General features: G+C 72.0%; 19 protein-coding genes and 1 tRNA gene. 17 read left to right on the top strand and 3 right to left on the bottom strand.

Annotation, left to right across the window (positions count from 1 at the left end):
• Positions 1–34 precede the first annotated feature (34 nt).
• Positions 35–1,375: a UDP-N-acetylglucosamine 1-carboxyvinyltransferase gene (murA, locus tag OG446_RS13490; RefSeq protein ID WP_030922987.1), complete on the bottom strand. Its 1,341-nt coding sequence runs from the start codon at positions 1,373–1,375 to the stop codon at positions 35–37.
• A 275-nt stretch (positions 1,376–1,650) separates the two neighbouring features.
• Here murA and OG446_RS13485 point away from each other — a divergent pair, with 275 nt between their 5' ends.
• From OG446_RS13485 to OG446_RS13425, 13 genes are all read left to right on the top strand, one after another.
• On the top strand, positions 1,651–2,211 hold the full coding sequence (locus OG446_RS13485) for a YqgE/AlgH family protein (protein ID WP_328894268.1): 561 nt from the start codon (positions 1,651–1,653) through the stop codon (positions 2,209–2,211).
• 29 nt (positions 2,212–2,240) lie between these two features.
• Positions 2,241–2,534, top strand: coding sequence for a DUF3039 domain-containing protein (locus OG446_RS13480; protein ID WP_148018922.1), 294 nt, complete (start codon positions 2,241–2,243; stop codon positions 2,532–2,534).
• Between the two features lie 251 nt (positions 2,535–2,785).
• Positions 2,786–4,093, top strand: a complete 1,308-nt coding sequence (locus OG446_RS13475) for an extracellular solute-binding protein (RefSeq protein WP_328894267.1) — start codon at positions 2,786–2,788, stop codon at positions 4,091–4,093.
• A 2-nt stretch (positions 4,094–4,095) separates the two neighbouring features.
• Positions 4,096–5,073 (top strand): carbohydrate ABC transporter permease, encoded by a 978-nt coding sequence (locus tag OG446_RS13470; RefSeq protein WP_328894266.1) that lies wholly within the window; start codon positions 4,096–4,098, stop codon positions 5,071–5,073.
• Positions 5,070–5,918, top strand: a complete 849-nt coding sequence (locus OG446_RS13465; protein ID WP_328894265.1) for a carbohydrate ABC transporter permease — start codon at positions 5,070–5,072, stop codon at positions 5,916–5,918. Before OG446_RS13470 ends, OG446_RS13465 begins: the two co-directional genes overlap by 4 nt.
• 4 nt (positions 5,919–5,922) lie before the next feature.
• Positions 5,923–7,554 carry a beta-N-acetylhexosaminidase gene (locus tag OG446_RS13460; protein WP_328894264.1) on the top strand — a complete coding sequence of 544 codons (1,632 nt, stop codon included), beginning with the start codon at positions 5,923–5,925 and terminating at the stop codon, positions 7,552–7,554.
• Positions 7,555–7,877: 323 nt separating this feature from the next.
• On the top strand, positions 7,878–8,774 hold the full coding sequence (locus tag OG446_RS13455; protein WP_328894263.1) for an FAD binding domain-containing protein: 897 nt from the start codon (positions 7,878–7,880) through the stop codon (positions 8,772–8,774).
• Positions 8,771–10,360 (top strand): 2Fe-2S iron-sulfur cluster-binding protein, encoded by a 1,590-nt coding sequence (locus tag OG446_RS13450; protein WP_328894262.1) that lies wholly within the window; start codon positions 8,771–8,773, stop codon positions 10,358–10,360. Before OG446_RS13455 ends, OG446_RS13450 begins: the two co-directional genes overlap by 4 nt.
• On the top strand, positions 10,357–12,699 hold the full coding sequence (locus OG446_RS13445; RefSeq protein ID WP_328894261.1) for a xanthine dehydrogenase family protein molybdopterin-binding subunit: 2,343 nt from the start codon (positions 10,357–10,359) through the stop codon (positions 12,697–12,699). The genes OG446_RS13450 and OG446_RS13445 overlap by 4 nt, the downstream gene beginning before the upstream one ends.
• Positions 12,700–12,764: 65 nt before the next feature.
• Positions 12,765–14,432, top strand: a complete 1,668-nt coding sequence (locus OG446_RS13440; protein WP_328894260.1) for a PucR family transcriptional regulator — start codon at positions 12,765–12,767, stop codon at positions 14,430–14,432.
• Positions 14,433–14,613: 181 nt separating this feature from the next.
• On the top strand, positions 14,614–15,981 hold the full coding sequence (locus OG446_RS13435) for a diaminopimelate decarboxylase (protein ID WP_328894259.1): 1,368 nt from the start codon (positions 14,614–14,616) through the stop codon (positions 15,979–15,981).
• Complete coding sequence (locus OG446_RS13430; protein ID WP_328894258.1) at positions 15,978–16,811, top strand: M55 family metallopeptidase; 834 nt, start codon at positions 15,978–15,980, stop codon at positions 16,809–16,811. The genes OG446_RS13435 and OG446_RS13430 overlap by 4 nt, the downstream gene beginning before the upstream one ends.
• A 136-nt stretch (positions 16,812–16,947) precedes the next feature.
• Entirely contained in the window at positions 16,948–18,387 is a 1,440-nt protein-coding gene (locus OG446_RS13425; RefSeq protein WP_328894257.1) for an amino acid permease, read from the top strand.
• Between the two features lie 56 nt (positions 18,388–18,443).
• Here the strand turns inward: OG446_RS13425 and OG446_RS13420 are convergent.
• A tRNA-Cys gene (locus OG446_RS13420) sits at positions 18,444–18,518 on the bottom strand.
• 207 nt (positions 18,519–18,725) lie between these two features.
• Between OG446_RS13420 and OG446_RS13415 the strand changes: the two genes are divergently transcribed.
• The 4 genes from OG446_RS13415 (at position 18,726) to OG446_RS13400 (ending at position 22,764) form a co-directional block, all read left to right on the top strand.
• The gene (locus OG446_RS13415) at positions 18,726–20,204 is read left to right on the top strand and encodes an MFS transporter (RefSeq protein ID WP_328894256.1); all 1,479 of its coding nucleotides are present in this window, start codon (positions 18,726–18,728) and stop codon (positions 20,202–20,204) included.
• A gap of 40 nt (positions 20,205–20,244) precedes the next feature.
• Positions 20,245–20,445 carry a ribbon-helix-helix protein, CopG family gene (locus OG446_RS13410; protein WP_026290595.1) on the top strand — a complete coding sequence of 67 codons (201 nt, stop codon included), beginning with the start codon at positions 20,245–20,247 and terminating at the stop codon, positions 20,443–20,445.
• Positions 20,442–20,831, top strand: a complete 390-nt coding sequence (locus tag OG446_RS13405; RefSeq protein ID WP_328894255.1) for a type II toxin-antitoxin system death-on-curing family toxin — start codon at positions 20,442–20,444, stop codon at positions 20,829–20,831. Before OG446_RS13410 ends, OG446_RS13405 begins: the two co-directional genes overlap by 4 nt.
• Before the next feature lie 151 nt (positions 20,832–20,982).
• Positions 20,983–22,764 carry a DEAD/DEAH box helicase gene (locus OG446_RS13400; RefSeq protein WP_326736443.1) on the top strand — a complete coding sequence of 594 codons (1,782 nt, stop codon included), beginning with the start codon at positions 20,983–20,985 and terminating at the stop codon, positions 22,762–22,764.
• A gap of 81 nt (positions 22,765–22,845) precedes the next feature.
• On the opposite strand, the gene OG446_RS13395 is transcribed toward OG446_RS13400, so the two are convergent.
• The gene (locus tag OG446_RS13395) at positions 22,846–23,397 is read right to left on the bottom strand and encodes a hypothetical protein (RefSeq protein ID WP_328894254.1); all 552 of its coding nucleotides are present in this window, start codon (positions 23,395–23,397) and stop codon (positions 22,846–22,848) included.
• Positions 23,398–23,638 lie beyond the last annotated feature (241 nt).

Genomic DNA, 23,638 nt, shown 5'->3' with positions numbered 1-23,638 from the left:
CGGGGGCCGTGGACCCCCGGGAAGGAACCCCTCGTCAGACCAGCGAGCCGCCCGGCAGCTCCACCTTCGCGCCGAGCTTCTCCAGCTTGTCCATGAAGTTCTCGTAGCCGCGGTTGATCAGGTCGATCCCGTGCACCCGGGACGTCCCCTGGGCCGCCAGGGCGGCGATCAGGTACGAGAAACCGCCGCGCAGGTCCGGGATGACCAGATCCGCGCCCTGCAGCTTCGTCGGCCCGGACACGACCGCGGAGTGCAGGAAGTTGCGCTGGCCGAAGCGGCAGTCGGAGCCGCCCAGGCACTCGCGGTAGAGCTGGATGTGCGCGCCCATCTGGTTCAGCGCCGAGGTGAAGCCGAGCCGGGACTCGTACACCGTCTCGTGGACGATCGACAGGCCCGCGGCCTGCGTCAGCGCCACGACCAGCGGCTGCTGCCAGTCGGTCTGGAACCCGGGGTGCACGTCCGTCTCCAGCGCGATGGCGTTCAGCGCGCCGCCCGGGTGCCAGAAGCGGATGCCCTCGTCGTCGATCTCGAAGGCGCCGCCGACCCGGCGGAAGGTGTTCAGGAACGTCATCATCGAGCGCTGCTGGGCGCCGCGCACGTAGATGTTGCCCTCGGTCGCCAGCGCGGCGGACGCCCAGGAGGCGGCCTCCAGGCGGTCCGGGATCGCCCGGTGGGTGTACCCGTCGAGGCGGTCGACACCGGTGATCCGGATGGTCCGGTCGGTGTCCATGGAGATGATCGCGCCCATCTTCTGCAGTACGCAGATGAGGTCCTCGATCTCCGGCTCCACGGCCGCGTTCGACAGCTCGGTGACACCCTCGGCGAGCACCGCGGTCAGCAGCACCTGCTCGGTGGAGCCGACCGACGGGTACGGCAGCCGGATCTTGGTGCCGCGCAGCCGCTGCGGGGCCTCCAGGTACTGACCGTCCGCCCGCTTCTCGATCGTGGCGCCGAACTGCCGGAGCACGTCGAAGTGGAAGTCGATCGGCCGGCCGCCGATGTCGCAGCCGCCGAGTCCCGGGATGAACGCGTGGCCCAGCCGGTGCAGCAGCGGGCCGCAGAAGAGGATCGGAATGCGCGACGAGCCCGCGTGGGCGTCGATGTCGGCGACGTTCGCACTCTCGACGTGGGTGGGGTCGAGGATCAGCTCGCCCGGTTCGTCACCCGGACGGACCGTCACACCGTGCAGCTGCAGCAGCCCGCGCACGACCCGCACATCGCGGATGTCGGGCACGTTGCGCAGCCGGCTGGGCCCGCTGCCGAGCAGCGCGGCGACCATTGCCTTCGGCACCAGGTTCTTGGCGCCTCGGACGCGGATCTCGCCCTCCAGCGGGGTTCCGCCGTGGACAAGCAGGACATCGTCTGTGCCGGTCATGAATCTCGCGTTCCGGAGTGGTCGGGCAGGGGGCCAACCGAAAGGGTAATGGCCAGGCACCCCCCTTCCGTAAGGGAACGGGGGGTGTACGAACGTCATGAATCCGCCACAACACGCTGTGCTGCCCGGATCTTGCGGAGGGTTACCGTCCGGATCGGCCGTCCCGCCGTGCGCTCCTCGTGCACCCGTGCGCCCTGAGCTGCGCTCGGGCACCCAGGGCGACGACCGGGTCACTTGGCCCCCACGGAGGACGAAGATGCGGGATCATTTCTGCCATGACCGAGGTGTCCTCGCTCACAGGGCGGCTGCTCGTGGCCACACCCGCCCTGGCGGACCCGAATTTCGACCGCGCGGTGGTGCTGCTCCTCGACCACGACGAGGAGGGCTCGCTCGGCGTGGTCCTGAACCGCCCGACCCCGGTCGGCGTCGGCGACATCCTCGCGTCCTGGGCGGAGCTGACCGGTGAGCCGGACGTCGTCTTCCAGGGCGGCCCCGTCTCACTGGACTCGGCGCTCGGCGTGGCGGTGATCCCCGGCGACGAGGGACCTCTGGGCTGGCGCCGGGTGTACGGGGCGATCGGCCTGGTGGACCTGGAGACGCCTCCGGAGCTGCTGGCCGCCGCGCTCGGCTCGCTGCGGATCTTCGCCGGTTACGCGGGCTGGGGCCCCGGCCAGCTGGAGGCGGAGCTGTCCGAGGGGGCCTGGTACGTCGTCGATTCGGAACCCGGCGACGTCTCCTCACCCCGTCCGGAAAGTCTCTGGCGGGCGGTCCTGCGCCGTCAGCGCAGCGAACTGGCCATGATCGCCACCTATCCGGACGACCCTTCGCTGAACTGATGCCCGGGCTTTCAGTACGCTTGGCGGTTATGAGCACTCTTGAGCCCGAGCGCGGGTCAGGCACCGGAACCCTCGTGGAGCCGACACCGCAGGTGTCGAACGGCGACGGCGACCACGAGCGCTACGCCCATTACGTTCAGAAGGACAAGATCATGGCGAGTGCCCTGGAGGGCACCCCCGTGGTCGCACTGTGCGGCAAGGTCTGGGTACCGGGGCGCGACCCCAAGAAGTACCCGGTCTGCCCCATGTGCAAGGAGATCTACGAGTCCATGGGCGCCGGCGGCGACAAGGACAAGGGCAAGGGCGGCAAGGACAAGAAGTAGTCCCACCCGCGCCACGGAACAGCCCGGAAGAGCCCCCGGGGCACGCAGTCGCGTGCCCCGGGGGCTCTTCCGCGTGCGGGGCCGTGGCTCTTCTCCGTACGGGACCGCCGGCGTTGCACGGGGTGCGTCCGCGGGTCACAGAGTGGTGGAGACCACTTGTCGGCGCCCTGGTCCGGACCTACGCTCCTGCGAGTTGTGCAGAACGAAACGTGCGTTGCACATGACGCAACGCCTACCGGTAGGGGTTCCGGATGAAGTTTTCTGCCCGCATTGCCGCCCCGGCCGCGGCCCTCGTGCTGGCCGGCCTGACCGCCACCGCCTGCGGTGCGCCGCAGACCTCGGACAGTGGCACCGGGAAGGACGAGAAGACCGGCACGCTGCGTGTCTGGCTGTTCCAGGAGGTCGGCAACAAGCCCAAGGAGAAGGTCGTCGACGCCGCGGTCGCCGGGTTCACGAAGGACCACAAGGGCGCCAAGGTCGAGATCGAGTACATCCCGGTCGAGACCCGCGCCCAGCGCGTCAAGGCGGCGTTCAACGACCCGAAGAGCGCCCCCGACCTCATCGAGTACGGCAACACGGACACCGCCGGCTACGTCAAGGACGGCGGACTGGCCGATGTGAGCGCGGAGTTCGCCGCCTGGGACGACGCCGAGGACACCGACCCGACGGCCAAGGAGTCCGTGACGGTCGGCGGAAAGGTCTACGGGGCCCCGCTCTTCGTCGGCGTACGGGCGCTGTACTACCGCACCGACGTCTTCGCGGAGCTGGGGATCGAGGCCCCCAAGTCCCAGGCCGAGCTGATATCCACGGCGAGGAAGATCCACGAGAAGAAGCCGGACCTGTACGGGCTCGCCGTCGGCGGCGCCTACACCTACGGCGCGATGCCGTTCATCTGGGCCAACGGCGGCGAACTGGCCGACGGGAGCGGGTCCGCGTACAAGGCGGCCATCAACAGCGACAAGGCCCGCAAGGGCATCGAGGCCTACACCTCGCTCTTCGGCGACACCAACTGCCCGGCCGCCAAGTGCGCCGCCATGGGCGGCAACGCGACCGTCACCGCCTTCGCCGCCGGCAAGGCCGCGATGGCCATCGGCGGAGACTTCAGCCACACCGCCGTCGAGGCCGGCACGGTGAAGGGCAAGTACGCAGTCGTCCCGCTGCCGGGCCTGGCCGAGGGTTCCGTCGCCCCGGCGTTCGCGGGCGGGAACAACATCGGAGTGCTGAAGAGCACCGGGCACCGCACCCTGGCCGTCGACCTGATGAAGGCGCTCACCGGCAAGGAGACCCAGGCGAAGATGTTCGACGCGATGGGCTTCCTGCCGACGTACGCGGACGTGCGGGCCGACGCGGCCAGGCGCGAGCCGTTCGTCGGACCCTTCGTCGAAACGCTCGGCGCGGGCACCAAGTTCGTCCCCGCCTCACCGGCCTGGGGGCAGATCGACTCCTCGCTGATCCTGCCGACGATGTTCCAGGAGATCGTCAGCGGCCGTAAGGACGTGGCGAAGGCCTCGGACGACGCGGCGAAGAAGATGGACGCGGCGTTCGCCGACGCGGGCTGACGATGACGGCGAACAGCACGGCGTACAAGGCGCCCACCGCACCCGGCACGGACGGCCCCCCTCTCCGCCCGCTCCGGCGCCGCCGCCGCCCGGCCTCACCCGCCGGGCGGCCGGGCTGGACCCCCTGGCTCTATCTGCTGCCCGCACTCGTCCTGCTCGGCGGGCTGCTGGTCTACCCGATCTACCAACTGGGCCTGATCTCCTTCCTGGAGTACACCCAGGCGCAGGTCAGCGGCGGCGAACCCGCCACCTTCCAGGGGTTCGGCAACTACGCCACGCTCTTCCGGGACAGCCAGTTCTGGCAGGTGCTCCTGGCCACCGTGGTCTTCGCCGCGGCCTGCGTGCTGGCCACCCTGTTCACCGGATGCGCGCTGGCCGTCCTGCTGACCCGGGTACGGGCGGTGCCCCGGCTCGCGCTGATGATGGCCGCGCTCGGCGCCTGGGCGACACCCGCGATCACCGGATCGACCGTCTGGGTCTTCCTCTTCGACGCCGACTTCGGACCGGTCAACCGGGTGCTCGGGCTCGGCGACTTCTCCTGGACGTACGGGCGCTACAGCGCCTTCGCGCTGGTGCTCCTCGAAGTCCTGTGGTGCTCGTTCCCGTTCGTGATGGTGACCGTGTACGCGGGAATCAGGGCGATCCCCGCCGAGGTGCTGGAGGCGGCCGCGCTGGACGGCGCCTCGCAGTGGCGGATCTGGCGGTCGGTCATGGCGCCGATGCTGCGGCCGATCCTGGTCGTCGTCACCATCCAGTCGGTCATCTGGGACTTCAAGGTCTTCACCCAGATCTACGTCATGACGAACGGAGGCGGCATCGCCGGCCAGAACCTGGTGCTCAACGTGTACGCGTACCAGAAGGCGTTCGCGTCCTCGCAGTACAGCCTCGGCTCGGCGATCGGCGTCGTGATGCTGGTGATCCTGCTGGCCGTCACGCTCGTGTATCTGCGCCTGATGCGGCGCCAGGGGGAGGAACTGTGAGCCTGCCGTCCGTGTTGCGCGTCCGCCGGCCGGGCCGGCTCGCCGCCGAGGCCGCTGCGCTGCTGATCGCCGCCGCCGTCGCCTTCCCGCTGTACTGGATGGTGCTCTCCGCCCTCAAGCCGGCGGGCGAGATCCAGTCCGCGCATCCGCGGCCGTGGACCCTGTCACCGTCCCTGGACTCCTTCCGCCGGGTCTTCCAGCAGCAGGACTTCGGGCGCTACTTCCTCAACAGCCTGCTCGTCGCCGGGACGGTCGTCATCGCCTCCGCGCTGATCGCCTTCCTGGCGGCGACGGCCGTCACCCGGTTCAGATTCCGCTTCCGCACCACGCTGCTGATCATGTTCCTGGTCGCGCAGATGGTGCCGGTCGAGGCACTGACGATCCCGCTGTTCTTCCTGATGCGGGACTTCGGCCAGCTGAACACGCTCGGTTCGCTGATCCTGCCCCACCTCGCCTTCTCGCTGCCGTTCGCGATCTGGATGCTGCGCGGCTTCGTCAAGGCGGTCCCCGAGGCCCTGGAGGAGGCCGCGTACATCGACGGGGCGAGCCGTACCCGCTTCCTGTGGCAGATCCTCTTCCCGCTGGTCTTCCCCGGCCTGGTGGCGACCAGTGTCTTCTCGTTCATCTCCACCTGGAACGACTTCCTCTTCGCGAAGTCCTTCCTCATCAGCGACACCTCCCAGTCGACGCTCCCGATGGCGCTGCTGGTCTTCTTCAAACCCGATGAGAACGACTGGGGCGGGATCATGGCTGCCTCGACGGTGATGACCGTCCCCGTGCTGGTCTTCTTCGTACTCGTACAGCGACGCCTGGTCTCGGGACTGGGCGGAGCGGTTAAGGACTGACGTCATGAACTTGGATCTGATCCCGGCCCCCGTGCGCGCCGGCGACCGGGGCCGGTGCGGCTTCGTGCTGGATGCGTCCACCACCATCACGGCGGCTCCCGGCACGGGGTCCACCGAGCGCTGGCTGCGCACCACGCTCGGCGCGGCCTTCGGTCTGCCGCTCGCGCCGGGCGGCGAGGGGACGGCGCGCGCCATCCGGTTGCGCGTCGACCCGTCGTTGGCGTCCGAGGGCTACCGGCTGACCACCACGCCCGACGAGAGCGTCGAGATCACCGGCGGCGGCCCCGCCGGGGTGTTCTGGGGTGCGCAGACGCTGCGTCAGCTGCTCGGGCCCGATGCCTTCCGCCGGGCGCCGGCGGGCGGCTCCACGGCCGCGTTCGGGTTCACGGACATCGAGGACCGGCCCCGCTTCGGCTGGCGCGGCCTGATGCTCGACGTGTCACGGCACTTCCTGCCGAAGGACGACGTCCTGCGCTACCTCGACCTCCTCGCCGCCCACAAGCTGAACGTCTTCCACTTCCACCTCACCGACGACCAGGGCTGGCGTGTCGAGATCAAGCGCCACCCGCGCCTGACCGAGGTGGGCGCGTGGCGTTCGCGTACGAAGTACGGCCACCGGGCCTCCGAGCTCTGGGACGAGACTCCGCACGGCGGTTACTACACCCAGGACGACATCCGCGAGATCGTGGCGTACGCCGCCGAGCGGCACATCCGGGTCGTCCCCGAGATCGACATCCCGGGCCACTCGCAGGCCGCCATCAGCGCCTATCCGGAGCTGGGCAACACCGACGTCGTCGACACCGCCGCCCTGACCGTCTGGGACAACTGGGGCGTCAACCCGAACGTGCTCGCGCCCTCCGACCACACCCTGCGCTTCTTCGAGGGCGTCTTCGAGGAACTGCTGGAGCTCTTCCCCGCGGAGACCTCGCCGTTCATCCACGTCGGCGGCGACGAGTGCCCGAAGGACCAGTGGAAGCAGTCGCCGGCCGCCCAGGCCCGCATCAAGGAACTCGGGCTGGCCGACGAGGACGAGCTCCAGTCCTGGTTCATCCGGCACTTCGACGGCTGGCTCACCGCGCGCGGCCGGCGGCTCATCGGCTGGGACGAGATCCTGGAGGGCGGTCTCGCCGAGGGCGCGGCCGTCTCCTCGTGGCGGGGGTACGCGGGCGGCATCGCGGCCGCCGAGGCCGGGCACGACGTGGTGATGTGCCCGGAGCAGCAGGTGTACCTGGACCACCGTCAGCACGGCGGCCCCGACGAGCCGATGCCCATCGGGTACGTCCGCACGCTGGAGGACGTCTACCGCTTCGAACCCGTACCGCCGGCCCTCTCCGACGAGGCGGCCCGGCATGTGCTCGGCACCCAGGCCAACGTGTGGACCGAGGTCATGCAGAACCGGGCCCGTGTCGACTACCAGGTCTTCCCCCGCCTCGCGGCCTTCGCCGAGGTCGCCTGGTCGGCCCTGCCCGCCCCCGCGGACCGGGACTTCGCGGACTTCGAGCGCCGGATGGCCACGCACTACGCGCGACTTGACGCGCTCGGTGTCGACTACCGGCCGCAGAGCGGCCCGTTGCCGTGGCAGCGGCGCCCCGGAGTCCTCGGACGCCCGATCGAGGGAACACCCCCGAACGTGTGAGTCCGGACGCGGTCCGGCTGCCGCCACCACGGTCCCCGGGGACCGTGGTGGCGGTGCCGTTCGCGGCGGAAGATCCCCTCGGGGAGCCGTCACTCACCGGGGGCGGACAAGTCGTACAAGAACGTGGAACAGTGGCAATACGCGCTCTGTGCCGAAGAGGTGCGAAAAGGGACCATTCCCCTGACCGGGGACGGATATGCCCTTCGCGGACCCTCGCGTCGGACCGGTCCGAAGATGTGCCAGAGTTGCCACGTCCGGGCTCTGAGCACGTACCGTACGGCGAAACAGGCCGGACGCCGGGACACCGGGAAGGGGCAGCTGGGTTGACCACGCACGCACCGCAGGCGACGCAGTCCGTCACGCTGCCTGCCTCGCTGGACGAGGCCGTGGCGGCACTCGGCGCCATGCCCGCCGCCGTCCCCGTGGCAGGCGGCACGGACCTGATGGCGGCCGTCAACAAGGGGCTCCTGCGCCCCTCCGGACTGGTCGGCCTCGGCAGGATCAGCGAGCTCCGCGGCTGGCACTACCAGGACGGCCACGCCCTGCTGGGCGCCGGCCTCACCCACGCGCGCATGGGGCGGCCCGACTTCGCCGCCCTCATCCCCGCGCTCGCCGCGTCCGCGCGCGCGGCCGGCCCGCCCCAGATCCGCAACGCCGGGACGCTCGGCGGCAACATCGCGACCGCCGCGCCGACCGGTGACGCCCTGCCGGTGCTCGCCGCCCTGGAGGCCGAGCTCGTCATCGCCGGTCCCGACGGCGCACGCCGCGAGATCCCGGTCTCGCACCTGCTGGCGGGCCGCGAGATGCTGGAGCCCGCCGAGCTGATCGGCTTCGTCCGCGTCCCGCTGCTGCACGCCCCGCAGGTCTTCCTCAAGGCGACCGGACGGACCGGCCCCGGCCGTGCCACCGCCTCCGTCGCGATCGTGCTCGACCCGGCCCGGCGGGGAGTGCGCTGCGCGGTCGGCGCCATCGCGCCGATGCCGCTGCGGCCGCTGGAGGCCGAGCGCTGGATCGCCTCGCTGATCGACTGGGACGGCGAACGCGGCCTGGCCCCCGACGCGCTGGCCGCCTTCGGCGAGTACGTCGCCGCGGCCTGCATCCCGGACCAGGCACCACCTGCCGACGGGGGAGAGGCGCCACCGCTGCCCCCCGCCGTACTGCACCTGCGGCGCACCGTCGCCGCGCTGGCCCGACGAGCGCTGGGGAGGGCACTGTCATGAGCAACGAGGACCACGCCGACCGGCGCGGGGGCTGGGAACCGACCCCGCAGGGCGGTGAGTACGACGCCGAGGCGACCGCCTTCGTCCACCTGCCGCCCGAGGACCTGGCGAACGTCCCGCTGGCCGCGCCCGGCCAGGGGTACGTGCCGCCGATGATCCTGCCGCTGACCCCCGCGGCCGGCCTCGACCCGGCGGCCACCGGCGGCTGGGTCGTCCAGACGCCGAACCACCAGGACCAGCCGAACCACCAGGACCACCAGGACCAGCAGGACCGGCACGGCCGGCCCGACGGTCAGGAGCCCGGTGCCGAGCCCGCGCCCGCCGCGGTGCACTGGCCCGACCCGAACCAGCAGCAGACGCCGTACGGATACCCGCAGCCCGGCCCGCAGGCGGCTCAGGAGTACCCGGACCAGGCGTACCCGGACCAGTACCCCGGGACCCCGGCCGACACCGGCCAGTGGGACTTCGCCGAGTCCGGCGCCCCCGCCGAGGCGGCCGGTCACACCGGACAGTGGACGATCCCGGTCGCCGACGGCGAGCTCCCGGAGGAGTCGGGCGAGTTCTCGGCCTCCGCGCTGGCCGCCGGCTGGTACGCGGACCGCACCCCGCCGGCCACGCTGCCGGGCGGCGCGCCCGCGCCGTGGGCGACGCAGGAGCCGCGGCCCGGTGCCGGGGACACCCCGGCGCTGGGGACGGACCTCGGCCCGCTGCCGGAGCCCGCCGCCGAGGCGCCGGCCGAAGCACAAGCCGACGAACCGGCGGACGAGCCCGGCACGGACCCGGCCGCCGACGGCATCGCGGCCGGCTCCCCGGACGCGCCGGACATGGCGACCGAGCCCGAGGACGCACCGCAGACCGACCCGGAGCAGCCCGAAGCGGCGGCCCCGGACGACGTGATCCCGGACGGTCTGGCACCGGACGACGTGGTTCCGGACGAGCTGGTCGTGGACGCCCCGCCCGCCCCCGCGCTCGACCTGCCCAGCGAGCACCCCGCCACCTCCTACGTGCTGCACGTGAACGGCGCCGACCGGCCCGTCACCGACGCCTGGATCGGCGAGTCGCTGCTCTACGTGCTGCGCGAGCGCCTCGGCCTCGCCGGTGCCAAGGACGGCTGCTCGCAGGGCGAGTGCGGTGCCTGCAACGTCCAGGTGGACGGCCGTCTCGTCGCCTCCTGCCTGGTTCCCGCGGCCACGGCCGCGGGCAGCGAGGTCCGTACGGTCGAGGGCCTGGCCGTCGACGGTGAGCCGTCCGACGTCCAGCGCGCGCTGGCCGAGTGCGGCGCCGTCCAGTGCGGATTCTGTATCCCCGGCATGGCGATGACCGTCCACGACCTGCTGGAGGGCAACCACGCCCCCAGCGAGCTGGAGACCCGCCAGGCGCTCTGCGGCAACCTCTGCCGCTGCTCCGGCTACCGCGGCGTGCTCGACGCCGTGAACGAGGTCATCGCGGGCCGCGAGGCCGCCTCCGAGGCGGCCTCGGCGCCCGCGCAGGAATCCGCCGAGGCGGACGAGGCCCGCATCCCGCACCAGGCGGCGCCGGGCGCGGGTAGTGTGCAGGCCCATCTGCAGGACGGAGGCCTGGCGTGAGCGACGCAGCCACCGCGGCGGGCGCGACCCACACGGCGATCAGCATCCCGTCACTGGACGGCCCGGGCGGCCCCGGAACCGAGCAGCCGCTGCTCGGCCTCGGCGCCTCCCTGCCGCCCGCCGACGCCCGCGCCAAGACCGAGGGCACGTTCCCGTACGCCGCCGACCTGTGGGCCGAGGGACTGCTCTGGGCGGCCGTGCTCCGCTCCCCGCACCCGCACGCCCGCATCCTGTCCATCGACACCTCGGCCGCCGCCGAGATGCCCGGTGTGCGCGCGGTCGTCACCCACGAGGACGTCCCCGGCGACAGCGCCTACGGCCGCCGCGTCGTCGACCGCCCCGTCTTCGCGTCCGAGCTGGTCCGCCACCACGGCGAACCGATCGCCGCCGTCGCCGCCGACCACCCGGACACCGCCCGGCTGGCCGCCGCCGCGATCACCGTCGAGTACGAGGTGCTGGAACCGGTCACCGACCCGGAGAAGGCCTTCGCCGCCGAGCCGCTGCACCCCGACGGCAACCTGATCCGCCACATCCCGCTGCGCTACGGCGACCCCGAGATCACCGGCGAGGTCGTCGTCGAGGGCCTGTACCGCATCGGCCGGCAGGACCCGGCGCCCATCGGCGCCGAGGCCGGACTCGCCGTGCCCCGCCCCGACGGCGGCGTGGAGATCTACACCGCGTCCACCGACCCGCACACCGACCGGGACCTCGCCGCCGCCTGCTTCGGCCTGGAACCCGACCGGGTGAAGGTCGTCGTCACCGGGGTGCCCGGCGCCACCGGCGACCGCGAGGACCCCGGCTTCCAGCTCCCGCTCGGCCTGCTCGCCCTGCGCACCGGCTGCCCGGTCAAGCTGGCCGCCACCCGCGAGGAGTCCTTCCTCGGCCACGCGCACCGCCACCCCACGCTGCTCCGCTACCGCCACCACGCGGACGCCGAGGGCCGGCTGGTCAAGGTCGAGGCCCAGATCCTCCTGGACGCGGGCGCCTACGCGGACGCCTCCTCGGAGTCCCTGGCCGCCGCGGTCGCCTTCGCCTGCGGTCCGTACGTCGTGCCGCACGCCTTCATCGAGGGCTGGGCGGTCCGGACGAACAACCCGCCCTCCGGCCATGTCCGGGGCGAGGGCGCGATGCAGGTCTGTGCCGCGTACGAGGGCCAGATGGACAAGCTCGCGGCCAAGCTCGGCATCGAGCCGGCCGAGCTGCGGATGCGCAACGTGCTGTCCACCGGCGACATCCTGCCCACCGGGCAGACGGTCACCTGCCCCGCCCCGGTCGCGGAGCTCCTGCGTTCCGTACGGGACTTCCCGCTGCCCTCGCTGCCCAAGGACTCCCCGGAGGACGACTGGCTGCTGCCCGGCGGCCCCGAGGGCGCGGGTGAACCCGGCGCCGTGCGGCGCGGGGTCGGGTACGCGCTGGGCATGGTCCACATGCTCGGCGCCGAGGGCACCGACGAGGTCTCCACGGCCACCGTCCGGGTCCACGACGGCGTCGCCACCGTCATCTGCGCCGCCGTCGAGACCGGGCAGGGCTTCACCACGCTGGCCCGTCAGGTCGTGCAGGAGACGCTCGGCATCGAAGAGGTGCACGTCGCGTCCGTCGACACCGACCAGCCCCCGGCCGGTCCCGCGACGCACGGCCGCCACACCTGGGTCTCCGCCGGAGCGGTCGAACGCGCGGCAAAGATGGTCCGCACGCAGCTGCTCCAGCCGCTGGCCCACAAGTTCGGCATGTCGACCGAGCTCCTCCAGATCGCCGACGGCAAGATCACCAGCTACGACGGAGTGCTCTCCACGACCGTCACGGAGGCGATGGACGGCAAGGAACTCTGGGCCACCGCCCAGTGCCGCCCCCACCCCACCGAACCGCTCGACGAGACCGGCCAGGGCGATGCCTTCGTCGGCCTCGCGTTCTGCGCCATCCGTGCGGTCGTGGACGTCGACATCGAGCTCGGTTCGGTCCGTGTCGTGGAGATGGCGGTCGCCCAGGACGTCGGCCGGGTCCTCAACCCGTCCCAGCTGGCGACCCGGATCGAGGCGGGCGTCACCCAGGGCATCGGGGCCGCTCTGACGGAGAACCTCCGCAGCGCCCGCGGTCTCGTCCGCCACCCCGACCTGACGGGCTACGCCCTGCCGACGGCGCTGGACGCTCCGGACATCCGCATCGTCAAGCTCGTCGAGGAACGCGACGTGGTGGCCCCCTTCGGCGCCAAGCCCGCCTCGGCGGTCCCGGTCGTGACGTCGCCGGCCGCGGTCGCCGCGGCGGTCCGCTCGGCCACCGGACGCCCGGTCAACCGCCTCCCGATCAGACCGCAGGCGGCCGTCGCCGCTCCCAAGTCCTGATCCCGGCCCCGGCGCAGTGACGCAGGGCATGGCCGCGCCGGGCCGGTCAGGGTCACTATGTGCGGATGCACCCCTTTGAAGCGGACCGGTCCGAAAGCGAAGCGGACCGGTCCGAAAGCGGCCCCACCCTGGCGCAGCTCCTCGCGCTGATCGCCGCCGGGACGCTCGACGTCGTCGTGGCACCGCACGGCACCGGTGTGCGCGTCCGCGACGTGGTGCTGCACGACCCGGGCGAGGAGCGGGACGAGGAGGCGTGGACGGCCACCGGCACGGTCCTGCTGGCCGTCGGTGTGGAGGTCGCCTCGCCCGATGCGGTCGACGTGCTGCGCGCCGCGGACCGCGCCGGGGCCGCGGCCGTGGTGATGCGGCGCGGCACCAGGGGGCCCCGGACGGCCCTGCTGGAGGCGGCGGAGCGGGGGCGCACGGCCTTGCTGACCCGGCGGCCGGAGCAGGGCTGGACCGAGGTGCTCGGCCGGCTGCGGACGGCGCTGGTGCACAGCGTCCCCGACCGGTCCGCGGGCACGGCCGGGGTGGACGGTCTGCGACTGGGCGATCTGTCGGGCCTGGCCAACACCGTGGCGGACCTCGTCGGCGGCGCGATCACGATCGAGGACCCGCAGTCCCGGGTGCTGGCGTACTCACGCATGGACCATGAGCCCGATCCGATGCGCAGGCTCACGATCCTGGGCCAGGAGGTGCCCCGCTGGCGGGTCGCCGAACTGCGGGAGAGCGGCTTCTTCCAGGCCCTGTGGAACACCGACGACGTGGTGCGGCTCCCCGCCGACGACCGGTACGCCGAGCGGCTGGCCGTCGCGGTGCGGCACGGATCCGAGGTCCTCGGCTCGATCTGGGCCGCAACGGACGGGCGCCCGCTGGCCGAGGACGCGGGCGCCGCGCTGCGGACGGCGGGCCGGGCCGCGGTCCCGCACCTGTCGCACCACCGGACGTGGGGCCGGGCCGCGGCCCGGGCGCGTGAGGGCGCGGTGCACGCGCTCCTGGCGGGCAGCGCGCAGGCGGCGCACGACGTCGGGATCGTGCGGGGCCGGCCGTACGCGGTGATGGTGGCGGAGGCGCACGACGGCCCGGAGCCCGCGCCGGGCGACGTGGGACAACGGGTGCTGGACGTACTCGCGTTGCAGGCCGCCGCCTACCGCCCGGGGTGTGTGACCGCGCGGTCGGGGCAGCGGCTGTACGCCCTGGTGCCGGCCGTGGACGGCGAGACGGATCCCGCCCGCACCCTGCTGGCGACGGCCCGCGGCGTGCCGCGCGGCGTCGTCTTCGCCGGCGCCGGACCCGTGGTGGAGGACCTGGCGGAGCTGCCCGCCTCCCGTGACGCGGCGGAGCTGGTGGTACGGGTGCTGAGGGAGCGGGCCGCCCGCCTGCCCGCCGGCGGAACCGCCTCGGCGGTGGCGTCGTACGCGGAGGTGGCGGCCGAGGCCGCGGTGCTGCGGCTGCTGGACCGGGTGGAGCCGCTGTGGGGGGCGATGGAGGGGCCGGTGCACGCGATGACCGCGCACGACCGGGCGCACGGATCGCGGTACGCCGAATCGGTCGCCGCGCACCTCGACGCCTTCGGCGACACGGCCGCCGCCGCACGGCGCCTCAACGTGCACCCCAACACGCTGCGGTACCGGCTGCGCCGGGCCAGGGACCTGTTCGGGGTCGACCTGGCGGACCCGGCCGTACGGCTGCTGGCGGACGTGGGACTGCGCCTGGACAGGCGTACCGGCTGAGGCGTCGTCAGGGACGGCACGCCCTCTCATGATCATTCAGTTGTCGTCCCGGACAGCGCAACCGGCCAGGCATGGTCGTGGCCGACGAAGACATGCCGGGCTCCGCACCCCGAAGCTGGGCACAACGGCCCGCGGCCGCACGAGCGCGGCGCACGAGCGATCCCTCAGGAGTGTGGTTCAGGTGACATCCGGTTCGGTCCCCCAGCGCAAGCGGGCCCGCGAGGCGGCGCTCGCGCATGCCGTCGAGGAGGGGCTGCTCGGCCCCGGCGCGCCCCTGGTCGGCCTCCTCGACGTCGACGGGGTACTGGCCGCGGTGGACGCGTTGAACGAGGCGTTCGAGGGACCGGCCACGGTCCACCACACGTTCGCGGCCAAGGCATGCGGACTGGTGCCGGTACTGCGGCTGCTCGCCGAGGCCGGCATGGGCTGCGAGGTCGCCTCGCCCGGCGAGCTGGAGCAGGCCCTCGCCGCCGGCTTCAGCCCTGACCGGCTGGTCTTCGACAGCCCGGCGAAGACGGTCGAGGAGCTGGAGTTCGCGCTGGAGCACGGCATCGCGATCAACCTGGACAACTTCCAGGAGCTGGAGCGCGTCGACCGTCTGCTGGCCGGCCGTGAGCCGTCCGGACCCATCGGGCTGCGGGTGAACCCCCAGGTCGGCGCCGGCGCCATCGGCGCGATGAGCACCGCCACGGCGACCTCCAAGTTCGGCGTCGCGCTGCGCGATCCGGGCGCCGTGGACGCCGTGATCGACGCCTTCACCCGGCGCCCCTGGCTCAACCGCCTGCACGCACACGTCGGCTCGCAGGGCTGCCCGCTGCCGCTCATCGCGCAGGGTGTCAGCGCCGCGTACGACCTCGCGGAGCGGATCAACGGTCTGCTGGGGCGCGCTCAGATCACCGGCCTGGACATCGGCGGCGGCCTGCCCGTCAACTTCGACACCGAGGACGACCGCCCCACCTTCTCCGACTACGTGGCCGAGCTGCGCAACGCCGCCCCCGGGCTCTTCGACGGCCGCTACACACTCGTCACCGAGTTCGGCCGCTCGCTGCTGGCGAAGAGCGGCACCATCGGCTCGGTCGTCGAGTACACCAAGTCCGCCGGCGGCCGGCGCATCGCCGTCACCCACGCCGGCGCCCAGGTGGCCACCCGCACCGTGTTCATGCCGGACGCCTGGCCCCTGCGCGTCGGCGTGTTCGACGCCGGGGGCCGCGCCAAGGACGGCCCGCTCCAGGTCGTGGACATCGCGGGACCGTGCTGCTTCGCCGGGGACCTGACCGCGACCGCCCGCGAACTCCCGGCCATCGAGCCCGGTGACGTGGTGGCGCTGTACGACACCGGCGCGTACTACTTCTCCTCGCACTTCTCGTACAACTCCCTGCCCAGACCCGCCGTGTACGGCTACCGCACGGACGCGGCCGGACAGGTCCGCCTCGCCATGGTCCGCGAGGCCCAGAGCATCCGCGAGGTCGTCGAGGAGAGCGGCCTCTCCCACGCGGACGCCCTCGTGGCGCTGTGCGAGGACGGAGCGAAGCAGGAGGCGGCGGGATGAAGCGCGTCCTCATATCCGCCGACATGGAAGGGGCGACGGGCACCGTCTCCCCGGCGGACGTCACCACGGGGACACCGCGCTACGAACGTTTCCGCCGGCTGCTCACCCAGGACGTCAACGCCGCCGTCGCCGGGTTCGCCGACGCCGGAGCGGACGAGATCGTCGTCAATGACGCGCACTGCGGCATGGACAACGTCCTCATCGAGGAACTCGACCCCCGCGCCGTCCTGATCGTCGGCCGGCACAAGCCGCTCGGGATGCTGGAAGGACTGGAGGAGGGCATCGACGCCGTCGCGTTCGTCGGCTACCACACCGGCGCCGGCGAACAGGGCGTCCTCGCTCACACCTATCTCTCGCACAGCATCCTCGGCGTCCGTATCGACGGCGAGCCCGTCGGCGAGGGCGGGTTCAACGCCCTGGTCGCCGCCGAGGCGGGCGTCCCGGTCGTCCTCGTCACCGGCGACGACGTGACCTGCCGCGAAGCCGCCGCGTACGCCCCCGGCTGCCGGACCGTCACCGTCAAGAAGGCGATCTCCCGGCATGCGGCCGTCTGCCGCACCCCGGCCGTCACGACGGCCGACATCCGCCGCGAGGCCGCGGCGGCGCTCTCCTCGCCCCCGCCCCGGCCCGCCGCGCGCCCCGCACCGCACGTGGTGGAGGTCGACGTGGACAGCCCGCACCTCGCGGACCGCGCGAGCGCACTGTCCGGAGTCGAACTCTCCGGCCCCCGGACCGTCCGCATCCGGACCTCCGACGCCGTGACGGCGCTGCGCCGCTTCCGGTCGCTCAGCTGGGTGATCGGCGGCGGCCGCGAGGGCGACTGGACCTGAGAGCAACCGCGGCCCCGGCCGGAACCCGTTCCGCCCGCCGGGGCCGCCGCTTCCCGACGGCGCGCCCGCACCCGCCCGAGGGGTTTCCCCGCCCCCTTGTACGACTTGTACGACGTTGCCCCCGACTGGAGCTGCCATGACTTCCTCCGTACCGCAGAAAGAACCGCAGAGCCCGCAACCGGAACTCAGCCGCTCCCTGCGCAACCGCCACATGTCGATGATCGCGATCGGTGGCGCGATAGGCGCCGGCCTGTTCGTCGGCAGCGGCTCGGTGATCAAGACAGCGGGCCCCGCCGCGATCGTGTCCTACTGCCTGGCCGGCGCGCTCGTGCTGTGCACCATGCGGATGCTCGGCGAGATGGTCGTCGCGAAGCCGTCCGCGGGCTCCTTCGCCGACTACGCCCGCACCGCCATCGGGCCGTGGGCGGGCTTCACCATCGGATGGCTGTACTGGTACTACTACGTCATCATCGTGGCCGTGGAGGCCGTCGCGGGCGCGGCGATCCTGCACGCGTGGCTCGACCTGCCGCTCTGGGTCCTGGCCATGGGCCTGATGGTCGTGATGACCGCGACCAATCTGCTCTCCGTGAAGTCGTTCGGCGAGTTCGAGTTCTGGTTCTCCTCCGTCAAGGTCGCCGCGATCGTGGCCTTCCTGATCGTCGGCGGCCTCTACGTCTTCGGCGCCTGGCCGGACTCGTCCTTCGACTTCTCCAACCTGACCGCGCACGGCGGCTTCACCCCGAACGGCTTCACCGCGATCTTCTCCGCGATCGTCGTCGTCATCTTCGCGTTCGGCGGGGCCGAGATCGTCACCATCGCCGCCGCCGAGAGCAAGGAGCCCGAGCGTTCGGTGGCCCGGGCCACCACCGGGATCATCTGGCGGATCATCCTCTTCTACGTCGGCTCCATCGTCCTGGTGGTCACCATCGTGCCGTGGGACAGCGCCCAGGTCCTGGCCAGTCCGTACGTCGCGGCCTGGAAGATCATCGGGCTGCCGGGTGCGGGCGTCGTGATGGACATCGTGATCCTGACGGCCGTGCTGAGCGTGCTCAACTCCTCGGTGTACGTCTCCTCGCGGATGCTGCGGGCGCTTGCCACCCACGGCGACGCCCCCACCTGGCTGGTGGCCACGAACAAGCGCCAGGTCCCGGCCCGCGCGATCCTCGCCGGAACCGTGGTCGGCTGGATCTCGGTGCTCCTGGCCTATCTGTCCCCGGACACCGTCTTCACCTACCTGGTGAACTCCTCGGGCGCGATCGCCATCTTCATGTACCTGATGATCGGCGTGTCCCAGCTGCGCATGCGGCGCCGGCTGGAGCGCGAGGCGCCCGAGCGGCTGACCCTGCGGATGTGGCTCTTCCCGTACCTCACCTGGGTGGTGATGGCCGGTTTCGGGGCGGTGCTGGTGGCCATGGCGGTCATCGCCGACCAGCGCACCCAGCTGATGACGAGTCTCGGCAGTCTGGCCGTCGTCCTCATCGCGTACGCGGTGCGCAAGGCGCGCGGCCGGAGCGCGGAGCCCGCCGGGCCGGCGGTCGCGGGCGACCGGGAGCCGGACGCGGTGTCCGGCCGCTGACCCTGCCGGAACGACGGTCCGCCCGCCCCTCGTCGTGAGGGGCGGGCGGACCGGTGTGGAGACCGTGACCGGATTCGAACCGGTGTAACTCGAGTTGCAGTCGAGCCCCTGAGCCTCTCGGGCACACGGTCGTGCGGGTGATGCCGTGCTGCTGTGGATCGACCGTATTCCCGTGGCGGCCGGGCGGACAAGGGCGCGTGCCGCCGTGCAACGCGACTGCCATACGGCGTTCACGATGGCCGGCGGTCCCGCCCGTCCCGGTCCTACGACCAACGGACGAGAACCGGAGCGACCCACGACAGGTCCCATGCCGGATTTCGCCCCTTACCCTTGGGCTCATGACCGCCCTGGAACCGCGTGACGCCGATGTCTCGCCCCGCACCGAAGACACCGACGACATACCGGGGGCAGCGGTCGCCACGGCGCCCGAAGGCGTCCTCGGGCGGACCTACCGGGCGCTGAGCATCGGCATCGTCTCCGTCGTCTTCCTGATCGCCTTCGAGGCGACGGCGGTCGGGACCGCGATGCCGGTCGCGGCCCGTGAGCTGCACGGCATCCCGCTGTACGCGTTCGCGTTCTCGGCGTACTTCACCACCAGCCTCTTCGCCATGGTGCTGTCCGGCCAGTGGGCGGACCGGCGTGGGCCGCTCGCACCGCTCGCCGCCGGGATCAGTGCCTTCGGGGCGGGGCTGCTGCTGTCCGGGACCGCGGGCACCATGTGGATGTTCATCGCGGGCCGGGCCGTGCAGGGGCTCGGCGGCGGGCTGGTGATCGTCGCGCTGTACGTGGTGATCAGCCGGGCCTACCCGGAGCGTCTGCGGCCGGCGATCCTGGCCGCGTTCGCCGCGAGCTGGGTGATCCCGTCCGTCGTCGGGCCGCTGGCCGCCGGAAGCGTGACCGAGCACCTGGGCTGGCGCTGGGTCTTCGTCGGCATCCCCGTGCTGGTCGTCTTCCCGCTGGTGCTCGCGCTCCCCGCGATCCGGCGGATGGCGTCCGGCCCCGCCGACGCGGCCGCGCCCGTGGAGCCGTACGACCGCCGGCGCATCGCGCTGGCCCTTGGCATCTCGCTGGGCGCCGGTCTGCTCCAGTACGCCGGGCAGGAGCGGAACTGGTTCTCCCTGCTGCCGGCCGCCGCCGGTGTCGCCCTGCTCGTCCCGGCGATCCGCGGCCTCCTGCCCCCGGGCACCGGTCGCGCGGCGCGCGGGCTGCCCGCGGTGGTGCTGCTGCGCGGGGTGGCGGCCGGATCGTTCATCGCCGCCGAGTCGTTCGTCCCGCTGATGCTGGTCACCCAGCGCGGCCTGTCCCCGACGCTGGCCGGTTTCTCGCTCGCCGCCGGCGGCCTGACGTGGGCGCTGGGCTCGTACGTACAGTCACGGCCGCGCTTCGAACCGCACCGCGAGCGGCTGATGGTGGGCGGCATGGTGCTGGTCGCCGCGGCGATAGCTGCGGCTCCGGCGGTGCTGATCGACGGCGTGCCGGTCTGGACGGTCGCCGTGGCCTGGGCCTTCGGCTGCTTCGGCATGGGCATGGTGATCGCCTCGACGAGCGTGCTGCTGCTGAAGCTGTCGGCGCCGGAGGAGGCGGGCGCGAACTCCGCCGCCCTGCAGATCTCCGACGGCCTCTCCAATGTCCTGCTGCTGGCCGCGGGCGGCGCGGCGTTCGCGGCGCTCGGCGGGGGAGCGGTGGGCGCGGTGCACGAGGCGGTGGAGGCGGGCGCGTCCGGCTCGCACCCGGGGGCGTTCGCGGTGGTGTTCCTGCCGATGGCGGGGGTGGCGCTGGTGGGGGCCTGGGTGGCTACGCGGGTGCGGACGTCCTAACTGGTACTGATCTGGCCCCATGCGGTGGTACCGTTCTGGTATGGCCATGAACCTGCGTCTTCGTGACGACCAGACCGAAGCACTCAAGCAGCGCGCCGAGCAGGAGGGCACGAGCATGCACGCCATATTGCTCCAGGCGGTGGACGACTACCTGGCCCGGACCGCCCAGCAGGCCATCGTCCGCAAGACGGCCAAGGAACAGGCCGCCAAGTGGAGCGAGCTCATGGAGCGGCTGAAGTGAGCTGTGTTTACCTGAGCTCGGAAGACATCCTCGTCATCGCGGATCACGCCTGCCCGGACATGCAGATCGTGGTCCGCGACGCCGGGCTCCTGGAGTCGGCCGCCCATCGGCCGTCCGCGGCCATGTTCGGCGAGGAGGCGTATCCGGACATCATCGACAAGGCAGCCGCGCTCCTCCAGTCCCTGGCCATCAACCACCCGCTCTTCGACGGCAACAAGCGGACTGCCTGGCTGTCGTGCATGACCTTCCTGGCGATGAACGGGGTCGATCTCCGGCCCGACATCGACGCGGCCGAACGCCTGGTCATCGCGGTCGCCACGGGCGAAATGGACGAAGTCAAGGCGATCTCCCAGGGGCTGCGCGACCTGGTCGCCGACGCGGTGTGAGAGCCGTCGCAATTCCGTGCGGGGCGGGCCGGTCCGAGGCCGATCGCACCCCGCCCCCCGGTAAGGTGGCCCGGTTGTCGTATCGCGTACGGGCCCGTCCCGGTCCGTGCGGACAGCACCACACGTACCCGAGAGACCCGAACCGGAGACCGTGACTACTACCGCCTCCCACCACCTCTCACCCGCCTTTCCCGGCCGCGCCCCCTGGGGCACGGCCGGCAAGCTGCGAGCCTGGCAGCAGGGCGCCCTCGAGAGGTACATCCAGGAGCAGCCGCGCGACTTCCTCGCCGTCGCGACCCCCGGCGCCGGGAAGACCACCTTCGCGCTGACCCTCGCCTCATGGCTGCTCCACCACCACGTCGTGCAGCAGATCACCGTCGTCGCGCCCACCGAGCACCTGAAGAAGCAGTGGGCGGAGGCGGCCGCCCGGATAGGGATCAAGCTCGACCCCGAGTACAGCGCGGGTCCCGTGAGCAAGGAGTACCACGGGGTCGCGGTCACGTACGCGGGCGTCGGAGTCCGCCCGATGCTGCACCGCAACCGGTGCGAGCAGCGCAAGACCCTGGTGATCCTCGACGAGATCCACCACGCCGGTGACTCGAAGTCCTGGGGCGAGGCGTGCCAGGAGGCGTTCGACCCGGCGACCCGCCGGCTCGCCCTCACCGGCACACCCTTCCGCTCGGACACCAACCCGATCCCCTTCGTCGCGTACGAGGAGGGCAACGACGGCATCCGGCGTTCCTCGGCCGACTACACCTACGGCTACGGCAACGCGCTCGCCGACGGCGTCGTCCGCCCCGTCATCTTCCTCAGCTACAGCGGCAACATGCGCTGGCGCACCAAGGCCGGTGACGAGATCGCCGCCCGGCTCGGCGAGCCGATGACCAAGGACGCCATCGGGCAGGCCTGGCGCACCGCGCTCTCGCCCACGGGTGACTGGATCCCCAACGTCCTCAGCGCCGCCGACAAGCGGCTCACCGAGGTCCGCAAGGGCATCCCGGACGCGGGCGGGCTCGTCATCGCGACCGACCAGGAGTCGGCGCGCGAGTACGCCAAGATCCTCAAGAAGGTCACCGGCGAGAAGCCCACCGTCGTCCTCTCCGACGAGAAGGCCGCGTCGAAGAAGATCGACACGTTCACCGAGGACGGATCGCGCTGGATGGTCGCCGTCCGCATGGTGTCGGAGGGCGTCGACGTGCCGCGCCTGGCCGTCGGCGTGTACGCCACCACCATCTCGACGCCGCTCTTCTTCGCCCAGGCCGTCGGCCGCTTCGTGCGCTCCCGCAGGCGCGGCGAGACCGCCTCCGTCTTCGTGCCCACCATCCCGATGCTCCTCGACTTCGCCAACGAGATGGAGGTCGAACGGGACCACGTCCTCGACAAGCCCAAGAAGGGCAGTGACGAGGAGAACCCGTTCTCCGAGGAGGACAAGCTCCTCGCCGACGCCGAGAAGCTGGAGGACGAGGAGACCGAGGAGCAGCTGCCCTTCGAGGCGCTGGAGTCCGACGCGGTCTTCGACCGGGTGCTGTACGACGGTGCCGAGTTCGGCATGCAGGCGCACCCGGGCAGCGAGGAGGAGCAGGACTACCTCGGCATCCCCGGGCTGCTGGAACCCGACCAGGTGCAGCTGCTGCTCCAGAAGCGCCAGACCCGGCAGATCGCGCACAGCCGGCAGAAGCCGGCCTCGGAGGCCGACCTGCTGGAGAAGCCGGCCGAGGACCGGCCGGTGGTCACGCACAAGCAGCTGCTCGGGCTGCGCAAGCAGCTGAACACCATGGTGTCCGCCTACACGCACCAGAGCGGCAAGCCGCACGGGGTCATCCACACCGAGCTGCGCCGGGTGTGCGGCGGGCCGCCGAGCGCGGAGGCCACGGCCGGGCAGATCGAGCAGCGGATCAAGAAGGTCCAGGAGTGGGCCACCCGCATGACGTGAGTCCGCGACGGCACTCCGGCGCACCGGCCCGGAGCGGGGAACAACGGTTCCCCGCTCCGGGCCGGCGTCATGCGGGGGCCGCTACCAGACGAACGGAGCGGACAGGGCAGACGTCGCCACACACGGCACGGTGGCGGACGTCGGGGACGAGGCCACGATCTGCAGTGACCAGTTGGTGGCGCTCGGGGGAGTGGGCAGCACCACGGTGTTGGTGCTGTCCCCGGCCGCGAGCGTGCCGGAGGTGAGTTTCAGCGGCCCCAGGGTGATCGGGTTTCCGCCGCTCATACCGGGGTTGAGCTTCGCTGAGAACTGGACCTGACTGGTGACGCCGCCCGAGGTCTTGGTCATCTTGAGCGTCGTCGTGATGCTGTTCGGGTCGGCACTCGTGCCGGCCGGCATCGTGATGGCCGAGGACGTGATCTTGATGGACTTGACCGTGCCGCTGTCGGCGGCGGTCAGCGTCGCGAGACCGCTGCCCCACGAGCCGCAGTTGAAGGTGGCCGTCGCGGTGAGCGGGGCCACCGCGGACGCGGTCGGGGACGACAGGGCGAGCAGGGCGCCGGCCGAACACGCCGCCGCCAGGACCAGCGGCAGGCGTCTTCGGTGCGACGTGCGGGTGGAAGAGATCGACATGACGGGTGGAACTCCTTCCGGTTTGAATTCCGTGGATCCGCCGTCTCGCTGCACTCGGTGCATTTCGCTGAACGTGCGGATCTGCGTGCCGGGCCCGGCATGTCGGCAGCAGTGAAACGGTGATCTTCGAAGAAGTCAACAGGTATGTGAGGAACGTCTTCCAAAATCCCTTTAGGGCATTTCCGAAAGGATCAATTGGCTCTCTCTTGACTTCTCTGCACGTGACCTCCTCAATGTGCGC

The sequence above is a fragment of the Streptomyces sp. NBC_00236 genome, assembly GCF_036195045.1.
GTDB lineage: Bacteria > Actinomycetota > Actinomycetes > Streptomycetales > Streptomycetaceae > Streptomyces.
The sequence above is the reverse complement of the archived record's forward strand: the minus strand, read 5'-3'. Positions and strand labels throughout refer to the sequence as shown.

Coding starts and splice junctions, on each gene's coding strand:
- OG446_RS13440 (WP_328894260.1), top strand. CDS start 12,765: ATGCACCCCTTTGAAGCGGACCGGTCCGAAAGCGAAGCGGACCGGTCC.
- OG446_RS13450 (WP_328894262.1), top strand. CDS start 8,771: ATGAGCAACGAGGACCACGCCGACCGGCGCGGGGGCTGGGAACCGACC.
- OG446_RS13475 (WP_328894267.1), top strand. CDS start 2,786: ATGAAGTTTTCTGCCCGCATTGCCGCCCCGGCCGCGGCCCTCGTGCTG.
- OG446_RS13415 (WP_328894256.1), top strand. CDS start 18,726: ATGACCGCCCTGGAACCGCGTGACGCCGATGTCTCGCCCCGCACCGAA.
- OG446_RS13410 (WP_026290595.1), top strand. CDS start 20,245: ATGGCCATGAACCTGCGTCTTCGTGACGACCAGACCGAAGCACTCAAG.
- OG446_RS13395 (WP_328894254.1), bottom strand. CDS start 23,397: ATGTCGATCTCTTCCACCCGCACGTCGCACCGAAGACGCCTGCCGCTG.
- OG446_RS13485 (WP_328894268.1), top strand. CDS start 1,651: ATGACCGAGGTGTCCTCGCTCACAGGGCGGCTGCTCGTGGCCACACCC.
- OG446_RS13425 (WP_328894257.1), top strand. CDS start 16,948: ATGACTTCCTCCGTACCGCAGAAAGAACCGCAGAGCCCGCAACCGGAA.
- OG446_RS13460 (WP_328894264.1), top strand. CDS start 5,923: ATGAACTTGGATCTGATCCCGGCCCCCGTGCGCGCCGGCGACCGGGGC.
- OG446_RS13430 (WP_328894258.1), top strand. CDS start 15,978: ATGAAGCGCGTCCTCATATCCGCCGACATGGAAGGGGCGACGGGCACC.
- OG446_RS13470 (WP_328894266.1), top strand. CDS start 4,096: ATGACGGCGAACAGCACGGCGTACAAGGCGCCCACCGCACCCGGCACG.
- OG446_RS13480 (WP_148018922.1), top strand. CDS start 2,241: ATGAGCACTCTTGAGCCCGAGCGCGGGTCAGGCACCGGAACCCTCGTG.
- murA (WP_030922987.1), bottom strand. CDS start 1,375: ATGACCGGCACAGACGATGTCCTGCTTGTCCACGGCGGAACCCCGCTG.